26 protein-coding genes and 1 pseudogene are annotated in these 22,585 nt (G+C 41.3%); 9 read left to right on the top strand and 18 right to left on the bottom strand.

From position 1 onward, the window contains the following. Nucleotides 1-7 precede the first annotated feature (7 nt). The 3 genes from P2A85_RS03445 to P2A85_RS03455 are packed head-to-tail and all read right to left on the bottom strand — an operon-like array spanning nucleotide 8 to nucleotide 2,992. On the bottom strand, nucleotides 8-940 hold the full coding sequence (locus tag P2A85_RS03445; RefSeq protein WP_377477537.1) for a CBS domain-containing protein: 933 nt from the start codon (nucleotides 938-940) through the stop codon (nucleotides 8-10). 13 nt (nucleotides 941-953) lie between these two features. Next, nucleotides 954-2,378 (bottom strand): P-loop NTPase fold protein, encoded by a 1,425-nt coding sequence (locus P2A85_RS03450; protein WP_377477538.1) that lies wholly within the window; start codon nucleotides 2,376-2,378, stop codon nucleotides 954-956. Nucleotides 2,379-2,404: 26 nt separating this feature from the next. After that, entirely contained in the window at nucleotides 2,405-2,992 is a 588-nt protein-coding gene (locus P2A85_RS03455) for an adenylate kinase (protein ID WP_377477540.1), read from the bottom strand. Nucleotides 2,993-3,248: 256 nt separating this feature from the next. Between P2A85_RS03455 and P2A85_RS03460 the strand changes: the two genes are divergently transcribed. Further along, complete coding sequence (locus P2A85_RS03460) at nucleotides 3,249-3,389, top strand: hypothetical protein (RefSeq protein WP_377477541.1); 141 nt, start codon at nucleotides 3,249-3,251, stop codon at nucleotides 3,387-3,389. 90 nt (nucleotides 3,390-3,479) lie between these two features. After that, entirely contained in the window at nucleotides 3,480-3,776 is a 297-nt protein-coding gene (locus tag P2A85_RS03465) for a hypothetical protein (protein WP_377477542.1), read from the top strand. Between the two features lie 288 nt (nucleotides 3,777-4,064). On the opposite strand, the gene P2A85_RS03470 is transcribed toward P2A85_RS03465, so the two are convergent. Continuing rightward, the gene (locus tag P2A85_RS03470; RefSeq protein ID WP_377477544.1) at nucleotides 4,065-4,481 is read right to left on the bottom strand and encodes an STAS domain-containing protein; all 417 of its coding nucleotides are present in this window, start codon (nucleotides 4,479-4,481) and stop codon (nucleotides 4,065-4,067) included. Between the two features lie 184 nt (nucleotides 4,482-4,665). Here P2A85_RS03470 and cbiD point away from each other — a divergent pair, with 184 nt between their 5' ends. Both cbiD and guaA read left to right on the top strand, forming a co-directional pair. Beyond that, on the top strand, nucleotides 4,666-5,805 hold the full coding sequence (gene cbiD, locus P2A85_RS03475) for a cobalt-precorrin-5B (C(1))-methyltransferase CbiD (protein ID WP_377477546.1): 1,140 nt from the start codon (nucleotides 4,666-4,668) through the stop codon (nucleotides 5,803-5,805). Between the two features lie 176 nt (nucleotides 5,806-5,981). Further along, complete coding sequence (guaA, locus tag P2A85_RS03480) at nucleotides 5,982-7,583, top strand: glutamine-hydrolyzing GMP synthase (protein ID WP_377481278.1); 1,602 nt, start codon at nucleotides 5,982-5,984, stop codon at nucleotides 7,581-7,583. Nucleotides 7,584-7,679: 96 nt separating this feature from the next. Here guaA and P2A85_RS03485 read toward each other — a convergent pair. From P2A85_RS03485 to P2A85_RS03500, 4 genes and pseudogenes are all read right to left on the bottom strand, one after another. Beyond that, a pseudogene (locus P2A85_RS03485) lies at nucleotides 7,680-8,003 on the bottom strand (DMT family transporter). Between the two features lie 167 nt (nucleotides 8,004-8,170). Further along, nucleotides 8,171-8,788, bottom strand: coding sequence for a hypothetical protein (locus P2A85_RS03490; RefSeq protein WP_377477548.1), 618 nt, complete (start codon nucleotides 8,786-8,788; stop codon nucleotides 8,171-8,173). 162 nt (nucleotides 8,789-8,950) lie between these two features. After that, nucleotides 8,951-9,679 (bottom strand): hypothetical protein, encoded by a 729-nt coding sequence (locus P2A85_RS03495; RefSeq protein WP_377477549.1) that lies wholly within the window; start codon nucleotides 9,677-9,679, stop codon nucleotides 8,951-8,953. Between the two features lie 115 nt (nucleotides 9,680-9,794). Continuing rightward, the gene (locus P2A85_RS03500; protein WP_377477550.1) at nucleotides 9,795-10,724 is read right to left on the bottom strand and encodes a cation diffusion facilitator family transporter; all 930 of its coding nucleotides are present in this window, start codon (nucleotides 10,722-10,724) and stop codon (nucleotides 9,795-9,797) included. A gap of 241 nt (nucleotides 10,725-10,965) precedes the next feature. Between P2A85_RS03500 and P2A85_RS03505 the strand changes: the two genes are divergently transcribed. Next, the gene (locus P2A85_RS03505) at nucleotides 10,966-11,313 is read left to right on the top strand and encodes a hypothetical protein (RefSeq protein ID WP_340550872.1); all 348 of its coding nucleotides are present in this window, start codon (nucleotides 10,966-10,968) and stop codon (nucleotides 11,311-11,313) included. Nucleotides 11,314-11,394: 81 nt separating this feature from the next. Here the strand turns inward: P2A85_RS03505 and P2A85_RS03510 are convergent, their stop codons facing one another. Genes P2A85_RS03510 through P2A85_RS03520 form a run of 3 tightly spaced genes read right to left on the bottom strand, consistent with a single transcriptional unit; the run spans nucleotide 11,395 to nucleotide 12,389 of the window. Further along, entirely contained in the window at nucleotides 11,395-11,535 is a 141-nt protein-coding gene (locus P2A85_RS03510) for a DUF5615 family PIN-like protein (RefSeq protein ID WP_371116850.1), read from the bottom strand. 3 nt (nucleotides 11,536-11,538) lie between these two features. Then, nucleotides 11,539-11,865: a DUF433 domain-containing protein gene (locus P2A85_RS03515; protein ID WP_340551643.1), complete on the bottom strand. Its 327-nt coding sequence runs from the start codon at nucleotides 11,863-11,865 to the stop codon at nucleotides 11,539-11,541. Between the two features lie 29 nt (nucleotides 11,866-11,894). Then, entirely contained in the window at nucleotides 11,895-12,389 is a 495-nt protein-coding gene (locus tag P2A85_RS03520; RefSeq protein WP_377477552.1) for a hypothetical protein, read from the bottom strand. Nucleotides 12,390-12,573: 184 nt separating this feature from the next. On the opposite strand from P2A85_RS03520, the gene P2A85_RS03525 reads away from it, so the two are divergent. The 3 genes from P2A85_RS03525 to P2A85_RS03535 all read left to right on the top strand — a co-directional run bounded on the left by P2A85_RS03525 (nucleotide 12,574) and on the right by P2A85_RS03535 (nucleotide 14,756). Beyond that, nucleotides 12,574-13,680 (top strand): hypothetical protein, encoded by a 1,107-nt coding sequence (locus P2A85_RS03525; RefSeq protein ID WP_377477553.1) that lies wholly within the window; start codon nucleotides 12,574-12,576, stop codon nucleotides 13,678-13,680. Between the two features lie 136 nt (nucleotides 13,681-13,816). Further along, a complete protein-coding gene (locus P2A85_RS03530) occupies nucleotides 13,817-14,350 on the top strand; it encodes a hypothetical protein (protein WP_377477554.1) in 534 nt (177 codons plus the stop codon). 22 nt (nucleotides 14,351-14,372) lie between these two features. Beyond that, nucleotides 14,373-14,756, top strand: a complete 384-nt coding sequence (locus tag P2A85_RS03535) for a hypothetical protein (protein ID WP_377477555.1) — start codon at nucleotides 14,373-14,375, stop codon at nucleotides 14,754-14,756. Nucleotides 14,757-14,934: 178 nt separating this feature from the next. Here P2A85_RS03535 and P2A85_RS03540 read toward each other — a convergent pair whose 3' ends face one another. Then, nucleotides 14,935-15,414 carry an excisionase family DNA-binding protein gene (locus P2A85_RS03540; RefSeq protein WP_377477557.1) on the bottom strand — a complete coding sequence of 160 codons (480 nt, stop codon included), beginning with the start codon at nucleotides 15,412-15,414 and terminating at the stop codon, nucleotides 14,935-14,937. A 104-nt stretch (nucleotides 15,415-15,518) separates the two neighbouring features. On the opposite strand from P2A85_RS03540, the gene P2A85_RS03545 reads away from it, so the two are divergent. Then, nucleotides 15,519-15,860 carry a DUF433 domain-containing protein gene (locus P2A85_RS03545; protein WP_377477559.1) on the top strand — a complete coding sequence of 114 codons (342 nt, stop codon included), beginning with the start codon at nucleotides 15,519-15,521 and terminating at the stop codon, nucleotides 15,858-15,860. A gap of 77 nt (nucleotides 15,861-15,937) precedes the next feature. Here P2A85_RS03545 and P2A85_RS03550 read toward each other — a convergent pair whose 3' ends face one another. From P2A85_RS03550 to P2A85_RS03575, 6 genes are all read right to left on the bottom strand, one after another. Next, entirely contained in the window at nucleotides 15,938-16,438 is a 501-nt protein-coding gene (locus P2A85_RS03550) for a type IV pilin-like G/H family protein (RefSeq protein ID WP_377477561.1), read from the bottom strand. 119 nt (nucleotides 16,439-16,557) lie between these two features. Then, nucleotides 16,558-17,457: a type IV pilin-like G/H family protein gene (locus P2A85_RS03555; protein WP_377477563.1), complete on the bottom strand. Its 900-nt coding sequence runs from the start codon at nucleotides 17,455-17,457 to the stop codon at nucleotides 16,558-16,560. Nucleotides 17,458-17,461: 4 nt separating this feature from the next. Further along, the gene (mtnA, locus tag P2A85_RS03560; protein ID WP_377477564.1) at nucleotides 17,462-18,523 is read right to left on the bottom strand and encodes an S-methyl-5-thioribose-1-phosphate isomerase; all 1,062 of its coding nucleotides are present in this window, start codon (nucleotides 18,521-18,523) and stop codon (nucleotides 17,462-17,464) included. Nucleotides 18,524-18,624: 101 nt separating this feature from the next. Continuing rightward, a complete protein-coding gene (locus P2A85_RS03565) occupies nucleotides 18,625-19,212 on the bottom strand; it encodes a TIGR04376 family protein (RefSeq protein WP_377477566.1) in 588 nt (195 codons plus the stop codon). Nucleotides 19,213-19,390: 178 nt separating this feature from the next. Then, the gene (locus P2A85_RS03570; RefSeq protein ID WP_377477567.1) at nucleotides 19,391-20,653 is read right to left on the bottom strand and encodes a hypothetical protein; all 1,263 of its coding nucleotides are present in this window, start codon (nucleotides 20,651-20,653) and stop codon (nucleotides 19,391-19,393) included. Nucleotides 20,654-21,351: 698 nt separating this feature from the next. Then, a complete protein-coding gene (locus tag P2A85_RS03575; protein WP_377477569.1) occupies nucleotides 21,352-22,488 on the bottom strand; it encodes a hypothetical protein in 1,137 nt (378 codons plus the stop codon). Nucleotides 22,489-22,585: the final 97 nt, after the last annotated feature.

Below are 22,585 nucleotides of genomic sequence, written 5' to 3' on the forward strand. Positions count from 1 at the left end.
TTGTTGTTTAATTTTGACGGTAAACTTGTGCGCGGAATTGTAAAATTTTAATTGGCGTTACTACCATTTTTGGGTAAATTTTTCCTGCCAATTGTTCAACAATAACTACTTCCTTAAATCCCAAATTTAAGTAAGCATTAATACACTCTTGCAAGGGTTGAGTTTTCTCAACCAAACATAATTTAGTTACAGGTTTCATTATTTCCGATAAAGATATACCCATAAAACTAAAATACATGGGATGAGTCAGTGTTGTCACCTGCTTTTTATCAACTATTCCTAGCAAATTGCCATCGCGATCGCAGATAGTTATATGCTCTATCGGCAAATATTTCATCGCAAATCTGGCTTGAGCTAGGGTATCTGATGGTAATAGAGTAAATGGTTCTTCCATACCACTCACTTCCGGTAACACTAAAAAACGTTCGGCTTTCAATTGACAAAATTTTTGATGAGATTTAAGGTAACTTAATATGCTTTCGGGAGAAGCTACGCCATAAACTGTTTCGTCCTCATTTATAATAGGTAAAACTCTGATTGCTGAAGTTGATTTATAGGAGTCAACTAATTTATCTATCGCATAAATTAGCCTCTGATTTTTAGAAGTATAAGGCTTGATTTTTTCTAGTTTAAATACCTCAGTTATCTGCTTTTTTAAACTATTAACCAATTCCTCATTTAATTGTTGGCGAAAATTAGGGTTTTTAATTCTAAACTTAACAGGTACATCTAAAACTGGCGGTGGTAACGCCCGTAAAATTGATAAGTCAGTTAGGATACCCGCAAATTTTTTACCCTCATCTACAATAACAATTTCACTCGCATTTTGCACAGTAACTAAAGCTAATGCTTCTGCTACTGTATCTGTCTCTTTCAAGATACAAAAGTCATTGGTTATAACTTTTGTGTCTTCTATACTAACTGCATCGCTATTTTCCATGATTTTTCAACGATTACATATAAGTTACTGATTGAGATAATTTTTGAATCACTTTCCAGTCATCACTATTTGTGATTTTACCATCATTATAGTAGGTAACTATAAAGTCTATTAAATTTCGATTTTCTAAGAATTGTGCAAATATTGGATGTTTGTTCGTAGACTTGATTAAATTATCTATGCCAATATCTATGCTATCATCTGTTCCACCTTCATTTTGCCAAGCAGTGTATATTTGATCCATAAGTTGATGATTGTTAGCTAAACGATCGTAAAACTCAGGAAAATTTAACTGGAGTAAAATTATTTTGCAAAATTTATACTTGTCATCAGTATTCCAGTCTATTTTTTTCTTTTCAAGTATGCTTCGACGATCGTCGGTTAATCGGAGTTGTGCGAGCTTATCAGCAAGGGTAGAGTTGTGTTTTTTTACAATCTCTTGAATCATATAAAAAGCCGTAATAAATTGCTGCATTTTACGGATATTTGAATTAGTAGCTTTAGAAATCATCCCCCATATTTTTTCATCATTACTATACTGAGCAGTTAAAGAACCTTGAAGCAGTCTATCTTTAACTTCATCTCGATCTTTATCAGAGAGAAAAAAGTTCAGGTTAATGATTTTTTCTATATATTCCCTACCAGTAATACCAAGCTCTTTCGGGTATCTTTGTCCCACCGCTTGCTCAATAATTCTTTTATCAATTCCAATGACAAAAATACAGTTAGACTGATCTAAATGTAATTTCAAGCATTCTAGGACAGATAAAGCATTTTCTGGTAAGCAACGATCCAAATCATCAATAAATATCATCAATCGACCATCGTTACCCACATAACTTTGCACTGCATTCTTAAAGACATTTTCAAAATTGTTGATAAATTGATAAGGATTAATGAGGTGAGGGTTTTCACCAGGATTAACTAACATTGCAAGTTGTTTAGCTATGGCTTCGGTATTAATAAAACCTGCTGTTTGACCATTAACATATCCTCTCGCTAAAACACCAGCTAATTTAAAAGCACAAACTGAATAAGTTAAAGCGGCTTTTGTAATAGTTTGACGCTCTTTTGGAGAGATACTTTCATCTGCACATATTTGACTAAGAATAGTCTGGATCAGAGCATTTTTAATATCCAGTTTATCGTCATATTTCCAAGCATTAAACCAAACCGTTTTATATTTTTTTGCAGGAGTTGCTAATTTTTCAAAATCCCGTTTCATCTGTGCCATGAGGCTAGTTTTGCCGCTCCCCCAAGAACCAAAAATACCAATGGTAAAAGCGCCTTCTTTATGATCTTTATTTTGTCTCAGAAGTGGTTGTGTAGCCTCGATCGCCATATTACACAGTAATTCTGCGTAAATATCATAATTAAGCTCACTGCTACTTCCTGGGCCACCGCGAATGATATTTCTATCGACTTGATTAAAAGGCATAACTTGTTTACTCCTTGATTTATCAATTAAGACTTAGTGGGCTTTTTTACTTCTGACAAAACTTCTTGAATTGCTGATGTAACTGCCTCTTTAGACATAAACCCGTTGATGGTTTCTAGCAACAACCACTCACTATATAAGTTGATTAAAGGTGCAGTTTCTTCCTGGAAAATTTGGATGCGCCGCCGAATAACTTCTGGAGTATCATCTGTACGATTTTCCTTGATGGCCCTCTTTCTCAGTCGCTGAACTAAAACTGAGTCTGGTACATCAAAATTGATAACACAATCACAACTTAGCTGACCTAAATCCTTTAATAATTTGTCTAAAGCTCCTACTTGAGCGACGTTCCGAGGAAATCCGTCTAATATCCAACCTGGTGTTGCTTCTTTTTTAGTCAATTGTTCTTTTACAATATCTAGCACAATGCTATCAGGGACTAATGACCCTTTATCTATATAAGATTGTGCTTTTTGGCCTCTGTCAGTTTTGTCTTTTCGCTCCTGGCGCAGTAGTTCGCCCGTTGAAATGTGATGAATCCCGAAGTTCTTGGCTACGATCGCAGCTTGAGTGCCTTTGCCTGCGCCATTCGGGCCTAAAAATATAATTCGCATACTTTTTATGATTCAACTGTTGGATAAGCTAGGATTGTTTTGCTGATAGTGCACTTAAAGCTAACAAAAACTACCAAATTACGCTATCATTACATTAGCCTTTTCCCGAATACTCGAAACGATCGCAAAAAAATATGACCGCAAGCATCAAAAACCCATGTAATATCTACCTTAAAACAAAAAAAAATAATCTGCAACTATTGAACATTATCAATTTATGCTACCATTACGTTAGCAATTTCCACCAAGACTAAAAATGGTTACACGAAAACCTACTAGAAAGGATCTATTTGCCGAAGCTGCCCAAACTTGGGATTTGAATCGCATCTATGAACTATTTACCGAAGCTAAACGTCGTATTTTCCCCAACGCCCGCCAAGGTCTCACTGATACATAAAAATTATACTTGCGTGGTCTGTTGTGCAATTGCAGCCCTAGTGAGATTGCGCGTCAATTGTCGAAAAGTGCTAGGGGGGCTGAGGTTTATATGTGCAAAACTCTCTATCAATATTTTAAGGGTATTCCTGAAACTCCTAGTGATGATGTTGGTAATTGGCGCAATGTTCATCAATGGTTGGATAAAGCTGGTTATAAAGTAGATTTATCGGGTAATTCTACTGTCGGTAAGTCTTTACCAAAAGACGCTAAGATACATATAACTGATATTAATTTTTTTAATGATAGTGAAAATAATAATGCAACTATTTCTATAGATATTAATATTAAGTTATCTTTTCCTTCAGATGTGACAAATCAAGGTGAGGATGAAATAGCAAATGATTAAAGATAAATTTAGGAAAACCAGGTGAAACTGGCTAGATTTAAATGGTGGCTTTTTCTGGTTTCTCGATCGTACCCAAAGTCGTTCCCCCCCAATAAAAGAGACCCAGGGATAAATCTATCTACTTAGTATAGCCAGATAAAACCAGTCCCACCTTCCAGGGGTTAGCTTGAAAGTAGGACTGGCGCGTCCGGGTAATTTTGATTAGTATAGGTGACAACCGATCGCACTTACCATCGACCCTTTGAAATATCTAAGTTTAGGGATTTTGCAAAAAGTAGGTAGTCTGGGTTAACAAGGTTGCGATCGCACAGTTTCGACACCAAAAAATTTTTCGAGTTCGCCCTCAAACAAGTCGCCCCAAGGTCCAAAACAAATTTCCCGCGCTAGGCTCCACTCCACTATGAAACTTTTACGACTAGCTAAATCCATAGATTGAAAAACGATCGACTTACCGAGTATGGCGGCTAACTCTAGCCCGATTACCAGTGCACTGATTCCCTCTAGGGCTAAGGCCTCGACTTGTTGCAAATCCACGACAACTCCCAAGGCTGCGGTTTCCAGAGCTTGTTCCAAGTTTGCTTGGAAATCGAGAACAGCGAGTCCACCAAGACAACCCAAGGGTTGCAAAACAATCGTATTAGATGATGATGTTCTGTCAGTGGAACAAAACATAACTGACGGCATGATACTAATGGCTTTATTCATAATCGCATCTCAAACAAGTATGATCTCGATCGCAACTCGTAAACAAAAAAAACAATTGACAAAAATGACGCTAACTGCGATTGACAGCCAACTCGATCGCTAACTAGGCTTAAATATTTGAGCGGTGTCACTCCTGCTCTGTGATGCTTCTTATCAGTAAATTTACAGATATCAACAATCCATAATGACCAAAACTCAACCTCGTTCCGGGTACACACTTCCAGTATTTGCCTGTGCGGCCGCACTAGCCGCCCTGCGCTGCTTGCGTAGAGGTATTCAATCTGTAGATAGCGTCTCAGTAGATTTACTAGAACCCATAATAACCGCATCAGTACCCATCGAACAAGTATCTGTAATAAAAACTGACACGGCCTTAGCTGTGACTCGCTCTGACCCTGGTGACAACCTAGATCTGACTCGCCATACCCCAGTTTGGGCAATGGTTGAATTACGGAGAGTGTCCGAGGGAGAAATTGAAGCAGCACAAGAACAAATACTGATTGTTGGGGGCGAGGGAATTGGACATCACAAAACAGGTGGAGGAGCAGCAATCTACGATTATGCCCAGCGGCTATTGCGTGTGAATCTGAGCCGAGAACTCCAAACAGGAGAAAAAATTACTGTCACCTTGATTCTGCCATCAGGTCGCCAACTGGCAACCCGTACTTCCAACGAAGCTTTCGGTGTCGTAGAAGGACTGTCGCTGCTGGGTACAACGGGCATTTCTCAACCCTTGAGCGCCCCCGGACAGTTGGAAATTTACCGCGAACAACTACAACAAAAAGCCCAGCTATTTGACTGTTTGGTGTTTTGCATCGGCGAAAATGGCTTGGATTTGGCTCGACAACTGGGCATCGATCCGCAGCGGCTGGTCAAAACTGCTAATTGGCTAGGCCCTTTACTAGCAGAGGCTGGATGTCAGGGTGTGAAATCGATTCTGCTGTTTGGCTATCACGGAAAGTTAATGAAATTGGCGGCGGGGATTTTTCACACTCACCACCACCTCGCCGATGGGCGGCGCGAAATTCTGACAGCTTTTTGTGCGCGGGCCGGAATGCCGGCTGATGTGTGTTCCTCGATTTTTGAGGCTGCTACGGCGGAAGATGCTCTGGAGCAACTGCGGGTTTTTGATGCGGAGAATGACAGCAATTGGGTCGATCGCATTTACGGCGACATCGCTCAACAGATAGACTTGCGCTCATCGGATTGCGTGTTTACTCACAGCGGGCAGCGTGTGCCCGTGGGCTCAGTGATGTTCGGGCGCGATCGCAAAATTATTGTTAAAAGTGAACTAGGAGATACATTTTTGACACAAATTTGTTAATGTGGTGTGAATATCCCGTAACTCTTGCTCCAAGATCGATCGGGGATAATACTTAATTAAGTCTTAATTCCAACTCCCTAGACCTTAATTACCTAGGTTTATTTCAGACGAATAATCTCGGTTCTAGGTTCTACCCATTAGCAATTAGCAATTACCCACTAACCGTGACTACTCAAATAGAAACTGAATCCGCCCTGACCAACTCTTCTCTGGGGCAGATCGATCGCCAGAAGATCGTGATTCTCGACTTCGGTTCGCAATATTCCGAACTGATTGCTCGCCGCATTCGCGAAACTCAAGTATATTCAGAAGTTATTTCTTACCGCACTACTGCCCAACAGTTAGCAGCGATCGCTCCTAAAGGAATTATTCTTTCAGGTGGGCCGAGTTCTGTATATGACGAAAGAGCTCCCCAATGTGACCCGGAAATTTGGCATTTAGGAATACCCGTGTTGGGTGTTTGCTACGGGATGCAGTTGATGGTCAAGCAACTAGGAGGGGTAGTCGATCGCGCTAAGTTAGCCGAATATGGCAAGGCATCCCTATCTATTGACGACCCTACCGATTTGTTGACTAATGTCGAAGATGGTAGCACCATGTGGATGAGCCATGGAGATTCTTGTACCGAATTGCCAGAAGGTTTTGCGATTCTAGCTCACACGGAAAATACTTCCTGTGCTGCAATTGCTAATCACGACAAAAATCTATACGGAGTTCAGTTTCATCCAGAAGTAGTTCATTCCATCGGTGGACAGGCTTTAATTCGTAATTTTGTTTATCATATTTGCGAGTGCGAACCGACTTGGACCACAGCTACTTTTGTAGAGGAATCGATTCGTGAAATTCGAGCCAGAGTCGGAGACAAACGAGTATTATTGGCTCTATCCGGCGGGGTTGATTCTTCAACTTTGGCTTTTTTGCTGCATAGGGCGATCGGCGATCGACTTACCTGTATGTTTATCGACCAAGGGTTTATGCGGAAGTATGAACCGGAACGGTTGGTGAAATTATTTAAAGAGCAATTCCACATTGATGTTGAGTATGTTAATGCTCGCGAACGCTTTTTAGCTCAGCTTGAAGGTGTTACCGATCCTGAAGTAAAACGCAAGCGGATTGGTCACGAATTTATCAGCGTATTTGAAGCAGAATCGAAGCGTCTTGGACCCTTCGATTACCTCGCCCAAGGTACTCTTTACCCAGATGTAATTGAATCTGCTGACACTAATGTAGATCCCAAAAGTGGTGAAAGAGTTGCTGTTAAAATTAAAAGCCATCACAACGTCGGCGGTTTACCTAAAGATTTGTGCTTTAAGTTGATTGAACCGCTGCGAAAATTGTTCAAGGATGAAGTGCGAAAAGTCGGCCGATCGATCGGGCTTCCAGAAGAAATAGTCAACCGACAACCTTTCCCTGGGCCGGGATTAGCGATTCGGATTCTGGGAGAAGTTACCGCCGAAAGATTAAATATTTTGCGGGATGCTGACTTGGTGGTGCGCCAAGAAATTAATCGACACGGATTGTACAACGAACTTTGGCAAGCTTTTGCAGTTTTGCTTCCCATTCGCAGTGTAGGGGTGATGGGAGACCAACGCACCTATGCTTATCCAATCGTCTTGCGGTTTATTACCAGTGAAGATGGGATGACGGCTGACTGGGCGCGAGTTCCTTACGATTTGTTAGAACTGATCTCGAACCGGATTGTGAATGAAGTGAAAGGGGTGAACCGCGTGGTTTACGACATTACTTCTAAGCCGCCTGGAACGATCGAGTGGGAGTGATAGATAGAAGATTATTTTAACACAGATAAACGCAGATAAAATCCCATCTGCGTTCATCTGTGTTCATCGGCTGATATGTGCGGTTAAAAAATCCAATTAATGAGATACACCTGTAAAATTCAAAACAATCACACCCATAATGATTAGGAAAATAGCCATAACTTTAAAAATTGTGATCGGATCTTTAAAAAATAAAATGCCTCCAATCGCGACAAGAGCAATTCCCAATCCGGAGAAAATTGCATAGGCTGCGCTTACGTCCAACTTTTAAATGGCTAAGTTTAAAAATAGAAAACTGATGCCATAAAAAATTAGCATTAAAATCGATGGAACCATTTTTGTAAAACCATCTGAGAATTTCATATAAATGGTACCGGCTGCTTCTAAAATGACGGCAAGCATTAAATAGATCCAGCTTATCGATCCAGATGAACTCTAGTTGAGAACCGAAGCAGGTACATTCCTCGATGTACTATCTATCTTAAAAACCCGGTTTCTGGCAATTATCATCAATCAAAAATGATGCAATTAGCTTGAGAAACCGGGTTTTGATGCGTAAGTCTGATGTTTAATTGCGATCGCGCATTTCAGCCTTTTTCAGCATCCAGGAGCAATTCACACTGCTGAAACACATAATTTATAGTAGAAAATAGTAAATTCAAGTCATCAATCAAGTAAGACTGTTTGTTCTTAGTAAAACTATTAGACTTTAGCTTGCCAAACTGCCAGACTCCGCCATTTGAGACAATTCCAAATACTTCTTGATCTGGATTTTTATTCAGTCGCTGTGCAGCAATCATTTCAGCCAAACACTGAGCCCATCCGTTTTCAAAGTTATCTTGTTTAGCTTCCACTAATAGAAAGTAAGGTTGTTCAAAGACGACTTTTCCTAAAATAGAACGTTTAGCCAAGATATATTCAGGAAATCCAGAAAGATATTGGTCGTAGGTGATAGATTGATGGCTCCACAAAACAAACCCAGTGTAATAGCGCTTCCAAACTTCTTTGAGCAGTGGATAAATCAAATTTTCGCAAATGGCAAATTCTGAATTATCTACCACTCCTTCTCGCATAGTAAATTCTAAATCTTCTCGAAAATAGTCAGAAACCTGAAACTCGGTTTCTACTATGAAATTAAATTCGGTGTAGGTAATTTGAAATTCTTGGAGGACTGAACTGACTGTTTTGTAAGCGCTGAAAGGCATACTAACCTCCCAAATTTATGTTGGCTAATGTATGTGAGTCATTGTAGCATAGAAAGAGGGCGATCGCCTTTTGCTTCTTGCTATTTTGATTGTAATATTTTTAAAGTGCGATCGAGAGCGATCGCATGATCATTTAGAGCAATCAATCGTCGTGCTTCAAGATTAAGATTTTGGTGCTTTCGGTGGTCTTTGGGTAGCCATATTGAAGCCACCGCCACTTTCCGCTCCATCTCTGGAAGGACTTCTCTGAGATTGCGATTTAGCCACTCCTCCAATTATTTTTTTAGCTTTTGGAGTAGACGGGCTTTCTGCTGGTGCTGCTTGCTCTGTGGGAGCCTCTGACTGAGGTTCTGATGCAGGTGCAGGTGGCGGCAAGTCACCTTTTTTGATCGGTTTTGGAGTAGGCTTGCTTTCGCCTTCTATTTTTGCTTCAGGAGCATCTTGTTGAGGTTTTGACTGGTTAGCCAAATCAGATTTCTTGATGGGCTTTGGAGTAGGCTTGCCTACTTTTTCTGCTTGAATTTGTGGAGAATCTGTCTCAGGTTCTGATTGAGAATCTGGCTGAATTTCTGGCTGAGATTCTGATTGAACATCTGACTGAATTTCTGGCTGAGATTCTAATTTAGCATCTGGCTGAGGTTCTGATTGAACATCTGTCTGAAGTTCTGCCTGAAGTTCTGGCTGGAGTGATTCAGGATGATGTTCAGGAGACTGGCTGTCTGCTGCACTTGTAGACTGGGAATCTACATCAGTGGATACGTCGTGTAAGGTATTCTCAGGACTCATTACTGGCAATGGATTTGATAGTACAGGGCGACTCTGATATTTTTTAGCCTCGATGGTTGTGTATCGAGTCTGTTCTGCATCTGGAGTTTTATCACATCCTAGCATGACTGGCTACATTTGAGTAAAAAATTGGAGGAATTTCGATGGGCAAAAATACCTTCCTCCTACTCTGACAGGACTAATAACTAATGACGAATGACCCCTGACTAATGACTAATGACTAATGACTTCTGTTTTCAGAATCATAGCTAATTCGATCGGACTGATAAGCCGGTGGCTCAACGTGAATTAAGATGCGTACAGGACTGAAACGTTCTTCCAAATGGGCTTCTACTTCTTCTGTAATCCGGTGAGCAGTTTCTACATCGGCCGCATCCACAATCATGTGCATATCAATAAACACTTGACGTCCCACCACGCCACGAGAGGCGATCGAGTGACAGTTGACAACTCCGGGTACATCCATCGCGATCGCATGAATAATCTCCGGTGCGATCGCCATTTCATCCACCAACCAAGGTAGATTTTCTGTTAGCACCTTCCAACCGCTGTGAAACACCAACAGAGCCACAGGAAAAGACAAAAAAACATCCAGAGATTGCAGTTGAGGTATATTCCAAACCTCCCCTTGCCACACACCAATCAACCCAGCAATTACCATAATTGTTACCCAAACATCACTCATGGTGTGTTGAGCATCCGCCACTAAAATAGCACTACCAAGCTTTTTTCCTACTCCGCGCTCGTAAAAAGTAACAAAAATATTGATCCCCAGCACAATCAGCAATATCCATAGTTGATTGGGAGATATTTTGACAACTGTACCACCTTTGAGCAATCTTTCAACAGCGCCACTGAGAATTTCAAAACAAGCAATTCCCAAAAAAACCGCAATTCCCAGAGCTCCAATCGCATCAAATTTCTGATGTCCGTAGGGATGATCGCGATCGGGTTGGGGATTGGCATAATGATTAGTCACCAGTCCTAAAATATTATTAGCGCTGTCTGTCACACTGTGCAAGGCATCTGCTAACAAACTAAGAGAACCTGTCAACCAACCCACTACGGCTTTAATTGCCATCACGAGTATATTTAGCAACAACGTAATGATTAATACCTTACGGATTTCGGAACGGTTATCGGCTAGCATAGAGTCTCCTGAATCAGAAATTAAAATTTCTAATTTCTAGTTTAAAGCCGATCGAGTAACAAAAGGTTAAAAGTCTTGCAGACGCTAGCTTAGAGTTATATTTACACTCATTAATTTGGCCTAGCTTATTGAGATAGTTTTTAATTAATTGGATTCAGGCTGCCCATTTTAGCGAGAATGTACTTCTTTTCGGTTACTGTATCTTTTATCATTAACAATTGTCTGTTAAATTTGATTGCTTATGTCTGTTTCTCAATTTACGCTGAATTTAGTTGAAGGTTCTGTCTCCTTTAGCTTTTCCCCCCAAGCCGCGCGGGATTTGCAAAGTGCGATCGCCCTGTTGATGGAAAGTCTCAAAGCAGTAGCAGCCAAAACTGCGGGCGGCAAAGCCTCTCCCCAAAAACCGATGGAATACCGCTATGCAGGGGAGGTATTTTTTGAGGTGTTCTGCAATCCGAATATCTGGCCGACTCCCTTTGCTGCGAAAGTGCTGATTACGGTTCGGGACGATCGGGTGCGCGTGACCACTGAAGCCGAACTGAGCCGCCTGCGAGATGATTTGGGCCAGTATCTAGAGCAATTCGGTTAAAATTTTTAACCTCAATGGTTTGTATAGCGGTTTTCTTTTAAAGTGAGGTGAATTCGCTGTAGGGTGCGTCGGTGCTATATGTTAGATGAAACTTACAGATGGTAGAAGGCGACGCACCTTACTATTTCCAGCTTCCTGCACTGTCAAAATATCGTGACCAAAAGTTCGCAGTAATTCCACGATTACCAGTGGAAAATTTTCATCTGCATAAAGACGCACCATTTGTTAATCTTCCTCATTTCTAGCGATCGCAGCTTCAATTTCCTCTGGGTGTGCCTCAGCATAAGCCCAAGCATTCGCCAAATCTGCTGCATTCAAATGAGGAAAGTCTTGCAAAATTCGCACATCATTTGCACCCAGAAGGCGATAATTTACCATCGACCAAATAGGTATGCGAGTCTTGGCAATTCTAGCATCGCCGCCGCACACGCCCGGAGTTTTTTCGATTCCTTGCCAAGTATTGCTTAAACTTTGGACTAATAGCTGTATTGCCTGAGTTTTTTCACTGGGAGTTAAGGCAAGGAGTTGTTTTTCTAATTCTTTCAGTGCCATTGTTTACAATCTCAATCATTTTTGCTAAATTATAACGCTTTATCCACCTGCTTAACCTCTTCCAAGGTTAGCCGCAGTACCTCTGCAATTTGCTCGTCGCTCAAGCCAAACTGCCGTAACTTACCAATTGTTTCAATCTTGGCTTCATCCTTTGCCTGCTGAACATCAGGAGTTTTAGGCTGATTTTGATCTGGGGTAGCCGTGGGGCGATCGGAACAAACGTTGATATAGCCAATAATGTTGCTATTACCAAAACTAATATTCAGATTGTCTTGCCGAGCAAGAACAGATTTAAGATTCCCTTTATCAACAGGTTCATCAAAGGTATCAGATAACATTTGTAAAAGTTCGTAACCCACATCTTTAACGTGACCTTCTGTAAGACGATAAGTATCTGCAATCTCAGCATACTTTTGTTGTTTCAGTGTTCCCTCGATAATTCCGCGCTGCAAGTCATTTAGACGTTTGCCTGTCTTGGCACAGACAACTTTATCTACAAATTCTAATACCTGGTGAGTGTCCATCAGCATAGAGGTGAGAGAACTGGCGTTATTATACCCGACTTTATCCGTCTATATCCGTCCAGATCCGACTTGCACATCAAAGGTTAGAAAAGATCCGTCTTTTTCCGCTTTTCAGATTGTGACAGAAAACTCTACTATATGGAGGGTAAAGTTATGAAGCGTAGCTTGGCAGGAGAAAGTAGCTATGAGTGGAGGACCATTCGGTTGGATTGGTGAAGGCTTCGCTGAGATAGCCTCTCAAGTTAATCAAGTCTTCAGTTCTGATGATGCTAGTGGTAAATCAGGGCAGGCACAGGAGAAAAGCAGTAACAGCGATCGAGAAAGAGGTAGAGCTAGTTATCAACAGGGAGAAGACTTGGAGGTATACACAGAGCAAAAACTCGAAAAATTTGGATTGAATGCTGTTCAGGTTCCTCGTAACTTCCTTTACAATGAGACATTTGAACAGTACGGTAGACCTACTCAAGTCGATGTCACCATTGATGATAAGAATGACAACGAAGTAGCAATAATAGAGTGCAAAGCTTACACAACAAAATGGAATGATGTGGATCAAGCTCAACGGCTAGTTCATGTAGCAAATGAGAGAGGAATTCCCCTGATTTTTTCTACTTCCGATGGTACTACCGACTGCTTCAGCTCTCGTGTCAAGGAAGTCTTGAATGAAACTCAGTATTTCGTAATCTCTCCCGATAATATCTTCTTTGCCGATCCATCTGATGTCAAAGAAAATGGCATTACACTAGGACTTCCTCCTGAAATCAAATCTCACTGGAATAGCAACAGTAGTGACAGTGGAGGAGAATCATTATCGAGTGATGGTGGAGGAGAAGCCTTACTTGGTGGCTTAATATCATCATTTGTTGGCTTTTTTGGGAGCAGTCCCAACCCTGAATCAAGTGATACTTCTGATTCCAAATCGAGTGATCCTGGCGATAGTGGTGGCTCTTGGGATTTGTTCGGTAATTGGTTCGGTGATAGCTCTGACTCTGAACCGAGTGATAGTCCTGAGTCCAATAACAGTGATCCTGGCGATCGTGAAGATTCTTGGTTCGGTGGTTTGTTCGGGGACATCCCTGACTCCAAACCAAGTGATAGTCATGACTCTGGCTCAAGCTATAGATCCGATTATGGAAATGGGAATTATGGAGATGGGAATTATGGAGATGGTGACCGCTCTTCGGACCTGTTCGAGAGTAGCCCTGACTCCGAACCAAGTGATATTTCCGATTCAGGAAGTGGTGATTCGGGAAGCGGCGGATCTAATATAGCAATCCTAAATGAGTCGTAAGTTTTTTACCCCACCCCAACCCTCCCCTTGCTAAGGGGAGGGAGTAAGAAATTCACAACTGATTTAGGATTGCTATAGCAGCTCTAGCAGTAGTGATAGTTGGTGGTAAGCCGTGCTTTTTGTAGGATAAGGAGCAATGGATAAACCTATCTGGAAAGAAATCGTTGAAGATTCAAAGTCTTTTGAGGAAGTTTTATTACTCAGCTCAAAATTAATTTCAATCGATGGAAGATACTTAAGAGATTCAAGGGCAATAGATCGAGCTTATGAAGCTAGTCAAACTTTCACATTGAAGGATTGGCAAAGATTGCATGATATGGGAATTTCACTGTGGTATAAGCAGTATTCCAGCTCATCCAGTTCATTTGACTTAGAGTATTTTGCCAATGAATTACTGCCACGATATCAACTAATTGTCAATTTATTGCTCAAAAAAAGCACTAAAATGATGCAATCGCAAGATATCGAATCTCTGAGAAATGAAAGCCTAGAAATTTGGAAGGCTTTCATTGCAAGACTTGCTTACATAAGCCATGTAGAACAACAATCTGGAAAAAGGCAAAAGAAAAAATTCAAATTAGACGCTGATTCAAAATTTGCGATCTTGGCAATAGTTGCTCTAATTTTTGGTATATCGCTGGCAATTTTCGTTAGTTTGGTTCGACGTTAATTAGTTATAATAGGGTGAAAAAATGCAGGCTACTTTGTGTTTCTTATTTTTTATAGGTATGCTTGGTGATTCCTTTACTACTTTTCTCGGAATACTGGGAGGTTTGGGAACCCAAATCGGAAATACTGACATTGGAAATTTGGCATTTGCTGTGATGGGAACTTCGGTAATAACAGGACTAAACTTATTGACTCTAGATGTTTTTGAAAGAAAGAACAAAATTCTTTTTCTGTTTTGGGCCCCAGCAGTTATCGTTGACTTTATCACCTCTTTAATTGGTAGCTCTACATTTATCAAGTCAGGAGCAAATCTACTTTTAGCCTATTTTTTAGTTTTTGTCATTACGATGTTCATAACAGCTAGTCCAGCTATGTTACGTTACATTATGAAAAATCCTGTCTATTAAGAGGGTGTTTGTACTTTTTGGAAATTAGCTCACTGCGCGAGCGATCACCTCTCCCTATCTCAACAGATACTCAAGTGCGATCGCCTTTCTCCACACAAGAGCTATCATCGTTAACTAAAACTACAAAATATTCTGATAATAACGTTGAATCTTATCTGCAAAAATCGGAATCAACCTGCTAGCTGTATACTCTAGTCTCATGCAATTCCTCTTCCTGGCTAAACTGAGCTAATTCCTTGAGAATTTCACGGCGCTTAATAGTAAGCTGCTGTTTGTATGCGATCGCACTTGCCAAACTAATCCGCCGCTGGTTTCCTACTTTTCCATAGGGAATTTCCCCATCATCGAGTAATTTGACCACAAATTCTGGCGACACATTCAGCAAACTAGCAGTTTCTTCAACAGTCATATCTTGCTCAATTGGCACTAAAGATACTGCTTTACCAGCCGCCATTAAATGTGCGGCTTGACACAACAATTGATATAGAGATTCAGGAAGTGCGATTTCTTCCCCGCCAATTTCCACTAATTTTACTTTTAATGTCTCACAATTACCATTTTCTGTCTTGAGACATAGCATTTTATCCAACAATTTGATAGCTTTTGTTTCTTCTTCTGTCGGTAAAACCGGATCTAGGAGTATTTTTTGCCTGTTCATGGAAATGTTTCCTGAATTCGTTTAATGCTATTATAGTATATAATGTAGCTGATATGCTAAACTCAGTATACACTCAAAACTCACATTGAAAATGAACAACAATCATGCAATTAGAAGATTACTTTGAATTTTTAACACCAGAAGATATCCGCATCAAAGGAACTCGCGTCGGTATCGAACACATTCTCTACGAATACATCCACTGCGGCCAAACTCCAGAAGCCATAGCTCAAAAATTTCGGACAGTGACTATGGCTCAAGTTTATGCTACGATTTTGTACTATCTAGAAAATCAAAAAACTGTAGGTAAATATGTAGGAGATTGGTTAGAATATTGCCTCAAAGCTGAAGCTGAATACGATCGCAATCCATCACCTTTTGTCTTGAAAATGCGTCAGATTAAAGAGCAAAATCAGAAATCTCAACAACTAGATCGAGTTTATTGATGACTGTTAAATACCTATTAGATGAAAATATCGACCCTCAATATCGGGCGCAGCTATCGATGAGACGTGATTTATCTCTAAATCTTAGCCGTTCCAGCAGCGCAGGCTAACTTTCCATTGGTATTTATAGGATTAGCTGGTTTTGTGGTGCTAGCAGCAGCACTTTGACACAGGATTGTTTGGGTAGTAGTTCCGATCAAAAACACTCCTCCCACAAAATTTTTGAGATTTGGTTGTTGGGAAACTCCATAATTAAATACAGCTTTGTTTCCCGTACTAATGGAGTATTTGTAATTGGGACTTTCAGGTTTTATCCCCAAGCCTAAATTGGCAATGGAACTTGTAAATCCGCTATTTTGTGCATAGTAATCTTGCTGGGCTTTATTCATCGTTTGCACATATTGTTTGGCTTGTGATTCCGAGGCTTTAATCGTTTTTGAAACTTGAGCTGTTGCGGATGTAGTACAAAAAAATGGCAGACTCAGAGTTGTTAAAATAACTAACCCGTGCCAGTTTTGGTAGCTATAAATCCGGCTAATTTTCAGATCAAACATTTGAATTAAGCGGTTGACTAACATACAATTAAACCAATTGTTTTGCCTGAAACTGTTTCAAATCCCCAGGAGTAACCGTGTCATGTTCTGTAATAATATCAACTCCGTCTACACTCCTAATATACTAAAAAAATTAACATGAGTTATCGAGTAACTGGTGTCGTATTCGCACCGCAGGATAAGGTACCATTCTTATTTGTAGGATTAGCTGGTTGTATCATCCTAGCAGTATTAGTTTGACACAGAATTGTTGCTGTTGTCATTCCTGCTATAGTATCCTCTATCAAGAAAACTCCTCCCACAAAACTTTTGAGCTTACCTTCCTTCGATACTCCGTAGTTAAATACAGCTTTGTTTTCCACACTAATTGAGTATTTGTAATTCGCAGTTTCCGATCTAATACCAAGACCTAGATTCGGAACGGAATTCGTGAATTCACCATTCTCAGCATAGTAAGCTTGCTGAGCTTTATTCATTGAGCCAACATATAGTTTGCCTTCTGTTTCATCTGCTTCAGAGGCTTTAACCGTTGGTGACAAGTGAGAAACTTCTACCGTATTAGCACCGCAGGCTAAAGTACCATTATTATTAGTAGGATTTGCTGGCTTGGTCGTGCTAGCAGCATTAGCTTGACACAGGATTTTTTGGCTAGTATTTTCTATTAAAAAAACGCCTCCCACAAAACTTTTGAAATTAGCGTTCTGCGAAACTCCATAATTAAATACAGCTTGATTTTCTGTACTACTTGAGTATTTGTAATTCGCAGTTTCAGGTTTTATGCCAAGACCTAGATTGTCAAGAGAATCTGTAAATTCGGCTCTTTCAGCATAGTAAGCTTGCTGAGTTCTATTCATCCAGCTAACATATTGTCTGGCTGCTAATTCCTCTGCTTTAACCGTTTGTGACAATTTAGCTTGAGCAACTTTACTGAAAATAACTGGCAGAATTAGAATTATTAAAACAAGTCCAATTTGCCAACCTGGGAAATTATCAATTCTGAAGTTTGTCAGAGATAACTGTTGAATTAAGCGGTTTAGTAACATAGTCTTAAACTAATTGTTTGGACTTAAACTGTTTCAATTGTGCAGGAGCAACTGTCCCATATTCTGTAATAATTCCTGAGATTAATTCCGCAGGAGTTACGTCAAAAGCGGGATTGTAAAATTCGACTCCCACAGGACAAATCCGGGTAGTGCCAACTTGATACATTTCAATGGGATCTCGTTCTTCAATGGGAATCTGACTCCCGTCAGAAAGTTCAAAATCAATGGTAGAAAGAGGCGCGGCTACAAAGAAAGGAACGTTGTGAGCTTTGGCGATAATTGCTAAACTGTAAGTGCCAATTTTGTTGGCTGCATCACCATTAGCAGCAATCCTATCTGCACCGACAACTACGGCGTGAATCATGCCTTGTTTCATGCAGTGGGCGGCCATATTGTCGGCGATTAAGGTGACGGGAATTCCTTCTTGGACGCATTCCCAAGTTGTCAGTTTTGCACCTTGGAGACGGGGACGAGTTTCGTCGGCAAAAACTCTGGCGAGTCTGCCTTCTCGCCAAGCCGAACGAATGACACCTAAAGCTGTACCGTAGCCCGCTGTTGCTAAACCACCGGCGTTGCAGTGAGTTAGTAATGTTAATTTTTCCGGTGTAGCTGGGAGAACTTCTAAACCTTTGTCGCCGATATCTTTGCAGGTTTGCAAGTCTTCTGCTTGAATGGTTTTTGCCATTTCTAGCAAAGTTTTTTGGATGTGTTCGACGGAACCGCTAGTTCGATCGGCTGTTTTGAGCATTCGCGATATTGCCCAAAATAAATTCACCGCAGTGGGACGGGTCGATCGCAGTAAATCGCCGACTTTTTCGAGTTTAGTCAAAAATTCGGTGCGATCGCCCGTTTCGATTTCTCTCGCACCCAAATACATTCCGTAAGCTGCTGCTACCCCGATCGCCGGAGCACCGCGAACTATCATGGTTTTAATCGCCTCGGCCATGTCGTCGCAGCGGCTAATTTCGACTGTGCTGTATTCCTGGGGGAGTCGGTTTTGGTCAATTAGTATAACTCGGTCTTCAAGCCAGGTGACGGGGGAAACTAGGGATTTTTGAGTAGTCATGGATTTGATTTATGTGGTTAGGAATAATTGAACTCTTCTAGGGCGCAGAGGGCGCAGAGTCAGAAAACAGAAGACATGAGAGATTTGAGATTGATTATAAATTATCGATTCATATTGCGTTTCATGCGATCGAGTTCTTCATCTGCTTCCCAGCGTTGAAACTTTTCTTCTAAAGGGTCAGCGGCACTAAAACTGCTATAATTAGAACTTTGATTCCAACCCTTTGTATCCCAACTCTGCTCGGTTTTGGTAGCCGTTTTCGCAGCATTGCTAGTGGCTGCTGCGGCTGCTTTTGCTCGCACTTCTTTTCGCCGTAGCTGAATTTGGCGATATAGTTCTTTGGCTTTTTCAATCCGTTCTTTGCAGCCTTGCATTTGACCCCAGCGCTGATTTCCCTGACGTAGTAAATTTGCTTGTCTTTCTTGGGCTGCTTGGGCGAGGTCGAGCCTTTGAGATGCTTTGGCTTTATTGATGCGATCGTTCCAGCGTTGAATTTCTTCGGCTGTTGACAGAATTTCTGCTTGCAGTGTTTTCTCTTGTTTTTGGATTTCGAGAATTAGTCGCAGCGTGTCTTCTTCTTGTTCTTTGAGTTGTTCTTCTATTGCTTGCAATTCCAGATGTGGATTGCTGCGTAAGAATTCTTCTAATTTTGTTTCTAGAAATCTACTAACATCGTCAAATAAGCCCATTTTTTTATACTTCCTCAGTCATTAGTCATTAGTCACCAGTCATTAGTCATTAGTCATTAGTTGTTACTTATTATAATTGTTTTCAACCTTTGTGAGGTACAGGCTCATAATTGCCAATTACCAATTACCAATTACCAATTACCAAACTAATGACTAATGACTGCTGACTAATGACTTCTTAAAACTTCTGTCCCACAAAAACCGATCGCACATCTCCTCCTTTGCGGATCACTGCTTCTTGATTTTTAATTTCTGCCAAAGTCCAACCACTAGCACCTATGCTTTCGCCGACATAAATTCTGCGGGCTACGCCATCTACTTCAAATAAAGCAGCCGAGCGATCGCCCAATTCCAAAATCCCTACCAGGGTGTGAGCCGCTGTGGGCGTGGTGCTGACGCTTGGTGTCGCTGGTTGTGACTGCGGTGCTGCCGGCTGGACTGCTGCTGCTGATGGGGCTGCTGCTGATGGGGCTGCTGCTGCGGGGGCTGCTGCGGGGGGGGCTGCTGGTTCTTCGCGAGCCGAAATTTTCGGTTCGGGAGATGTGGAGGGGGAAGGGGAAGTGGCGACGGGGCTGGTGCTGGGACTGGTGCTACCGGCAACAGCGATCGCTCTCCCAGAGGAGGGAGGGTTAGCTGAAGGAGAAACTGCGACGGTTGGGGCCGGAAGTGGGTTTGTCACCGTTGTGTTTGCCGGTGGGATAATCACTACTTGGGGCGTGGGTGCTCCTGGTTGTTGGGCGGCGGCTTGCTCGATCGCCTCAGCGACGCGGTTAACTGCTGTGGAAAGACCGGCCGTAGCTGGTGGCGCGCCGGAAATTGAAATGTTGGGCAGTGTCCCTGGGGGGGCGACTCCGGGTACTCCAGGAAGTTGGACGTTTGCCTGGGGTGATTTTTTTTGTTCGATCGCCTCTAGCGATCGCTGCACGTATTCGGAAAACTCCGTGTCTGGCGCTGTTTTTGTGGTAGCTGTCGGCGTGGTACTGGTGGTTGTCGCCACCGGTAAACGCACCAGTCCCGATCGACTTGCCAACCACAGCCCCAAAACTAACATCAGCGAACCAAAGGCTGCTCCCAGCAGCATTTTATCGAAGGATTGTTTGGACTGATGTTTTTTGGTTGTTTCTAGGGCGACTCGGCGGGCGATCGCTGCGACATCTTTTTCTGAGCGCTGGTAGCCCATGGCTGGCGGTGGCGACAGCACTATTTGAGGTACCGATATGGACTTGAGCGTAATAATTTCTGGCTGTACTGGCTCTGTGGGGAGTCCGCCACTTTCATCAAATGCTCGATCGACCCCTTCAAACAGTTCATCCATCAACCTATCGGCGTAGGATTCTACCGCCACTGTTTCGGCGGTGACTGTTTCCACTGTCGCCACTACGGCGATCGGGTCTTGGGCTGATTCCACACCCATCTGTTTTGCGGTGACATTTTGAGACATAGTTTTTTTTCTAATTCGCGAGCTGTCGAAAACCCTGAGACTTTTAGCTTCTGACTTCTACAGGATGATTTTAAAATTTAGCAGTTCTTTCACTGTAACAGGTGAATTGTAACTCACTCCTGGCAAAATGTTTAGCCTGTAGCCAACTTCATGGGCGATCGACTTTTTCTTGATTTTGCTCGGCCTTACTTTGGCTACCTATCTTTGATTCTCTCCGACTCCATACCATATTTTGAGTTTCTTTTCAACTCCTGCTAGAGAATTTTACCCCATCTTTTATACAAAACAAAATTTTACTTCATATTACTTTACTTTTTCACCAAGCCCATTTTTTTATTTCTCACCCAAATCAGCGTCGCAATTCCAATACCCACAAACGTTTCAGGATTTAACAATTACAGAGTCTGCTTTTTAATAGTCATAACTAACGCCAAATTATATAACTTAGATTGTACCATAGCTTAATCACTTTTTAGTAATAGACTCTGAAATATCGCAAAATCGTTAAATTAATCAGAATCTTTATCAATAATTTTTTTACATTTTTTTACAACATCAATCTTAATATAATAATTAAAAAACAAAATTTACTCAATATATAAATATTTTTTATAAAAATAACTTTCCCAGAAAATCAAAATACCTTGACGACAAACCCACTTGTGTTGAGGAAGTGGGTTTTTCCCATATTTATGGTTTCAGTTGGCTCCTACCAAAAATACGGTCATGACAATCCCTTGAAAAATAACAAAAGCCACGGGAAAAATCCAGCGAAATCTTCGCGTCATCCGATCGATAAAATCAGGATTTTCGTAGTTTTTCAGGAAGAAATGTACAGTGACATTGGCCACGATCGACAAAAAGAAAAAGATATAACAGATAAATATGTATGCGTCCAGCATAGTTAGGTAAGATAATCTCGGCAAAGCATTAGCAACAGTAAAGTTAAAAGTGATTGCCGTGAGGGTGCTGGTCATGCCGACACTCATCTGAGTGGAAAAAGTTGCGTTGGAATCCATCCAAAAAGTAGCCCAAGAAAGCAGCGTAATTAGCAGCAGGGGAATAAAAACTTTAAAGATATAAAATTGGTAATTGCGCTTGAGTTTGAGTTCAAAAGTATATCGCGAATAATTCTTACCGTCAGGTGCAAATTTTTGGGGAGTGACTGTAGTATTAACGTCAAGAATTTGCCATTCGGACAAAGAAACAAAAGAATCTTTGCTATATCCAGTTAGCTTTGGATCGTTGTGCAAAACCAGAGTTCGGTCATCAAAAAACAGAGATTCCAAAACAACCTGAGCTTTTTGCGAATCAAAGGGAAACTTTCTCAAATCTAAGTCAGACGATACAGTAGTATTAACAAGTTCTAAATAATTCACATTGCCGTCGGGTTTGGCAGTGATTGACACCGCCGTCTTTTTGGATGCTGATTGAGAATTGACAATCGTTAAAGCTGGTTCCCATACTTGTTCAGGATTTTCACGCTTTTCCGTGTCTCCAACTACTTTCGGGTCAAATGCTAGACGCTCGTCTTGCCAATTTGCCGACAGATAACCGCTGACATCAAAAGTTTCATCTGATTGATTAATGCGACCGAGGTTGATTAGGTAGAAACCCACAGCAACTTCTGTTGGCTTGTCAGGGTTGGGAGAAATTTTGAGAGAAGGTTTGGCTTCTGGGACTTTGGCTTTTGCCCTAGTTACAGTTGCTGGTGGAGGGACGGAGGAATTTCTGGGAGCTTTTTGAGCTGCAACATCAGAATAACTCGAAATTATAAAAGTTAAGGCTAAGCCCAGGAAAGAGAGCAGCACTACTGCTAGTGGATTTCTGTTCATCTGGTATATTTACTCATTTTGTTATCGGCGGAATTAAAACTAGACCTTATATATCACGAAAATTTTTCTGGTGTCAACTGCTATCCACAACCATGTC

It is taken from the genome of Microcoleus anatoxicus (genome assembly GCF_042465725.1).
GTDB classification, from domain to species: Bacteria; Cyanobacteriota; Cyanobacteriia; order Cyanobacteriales; family Microcoleaceae; genus Microcoleus; species Microcoleus anatoxicus.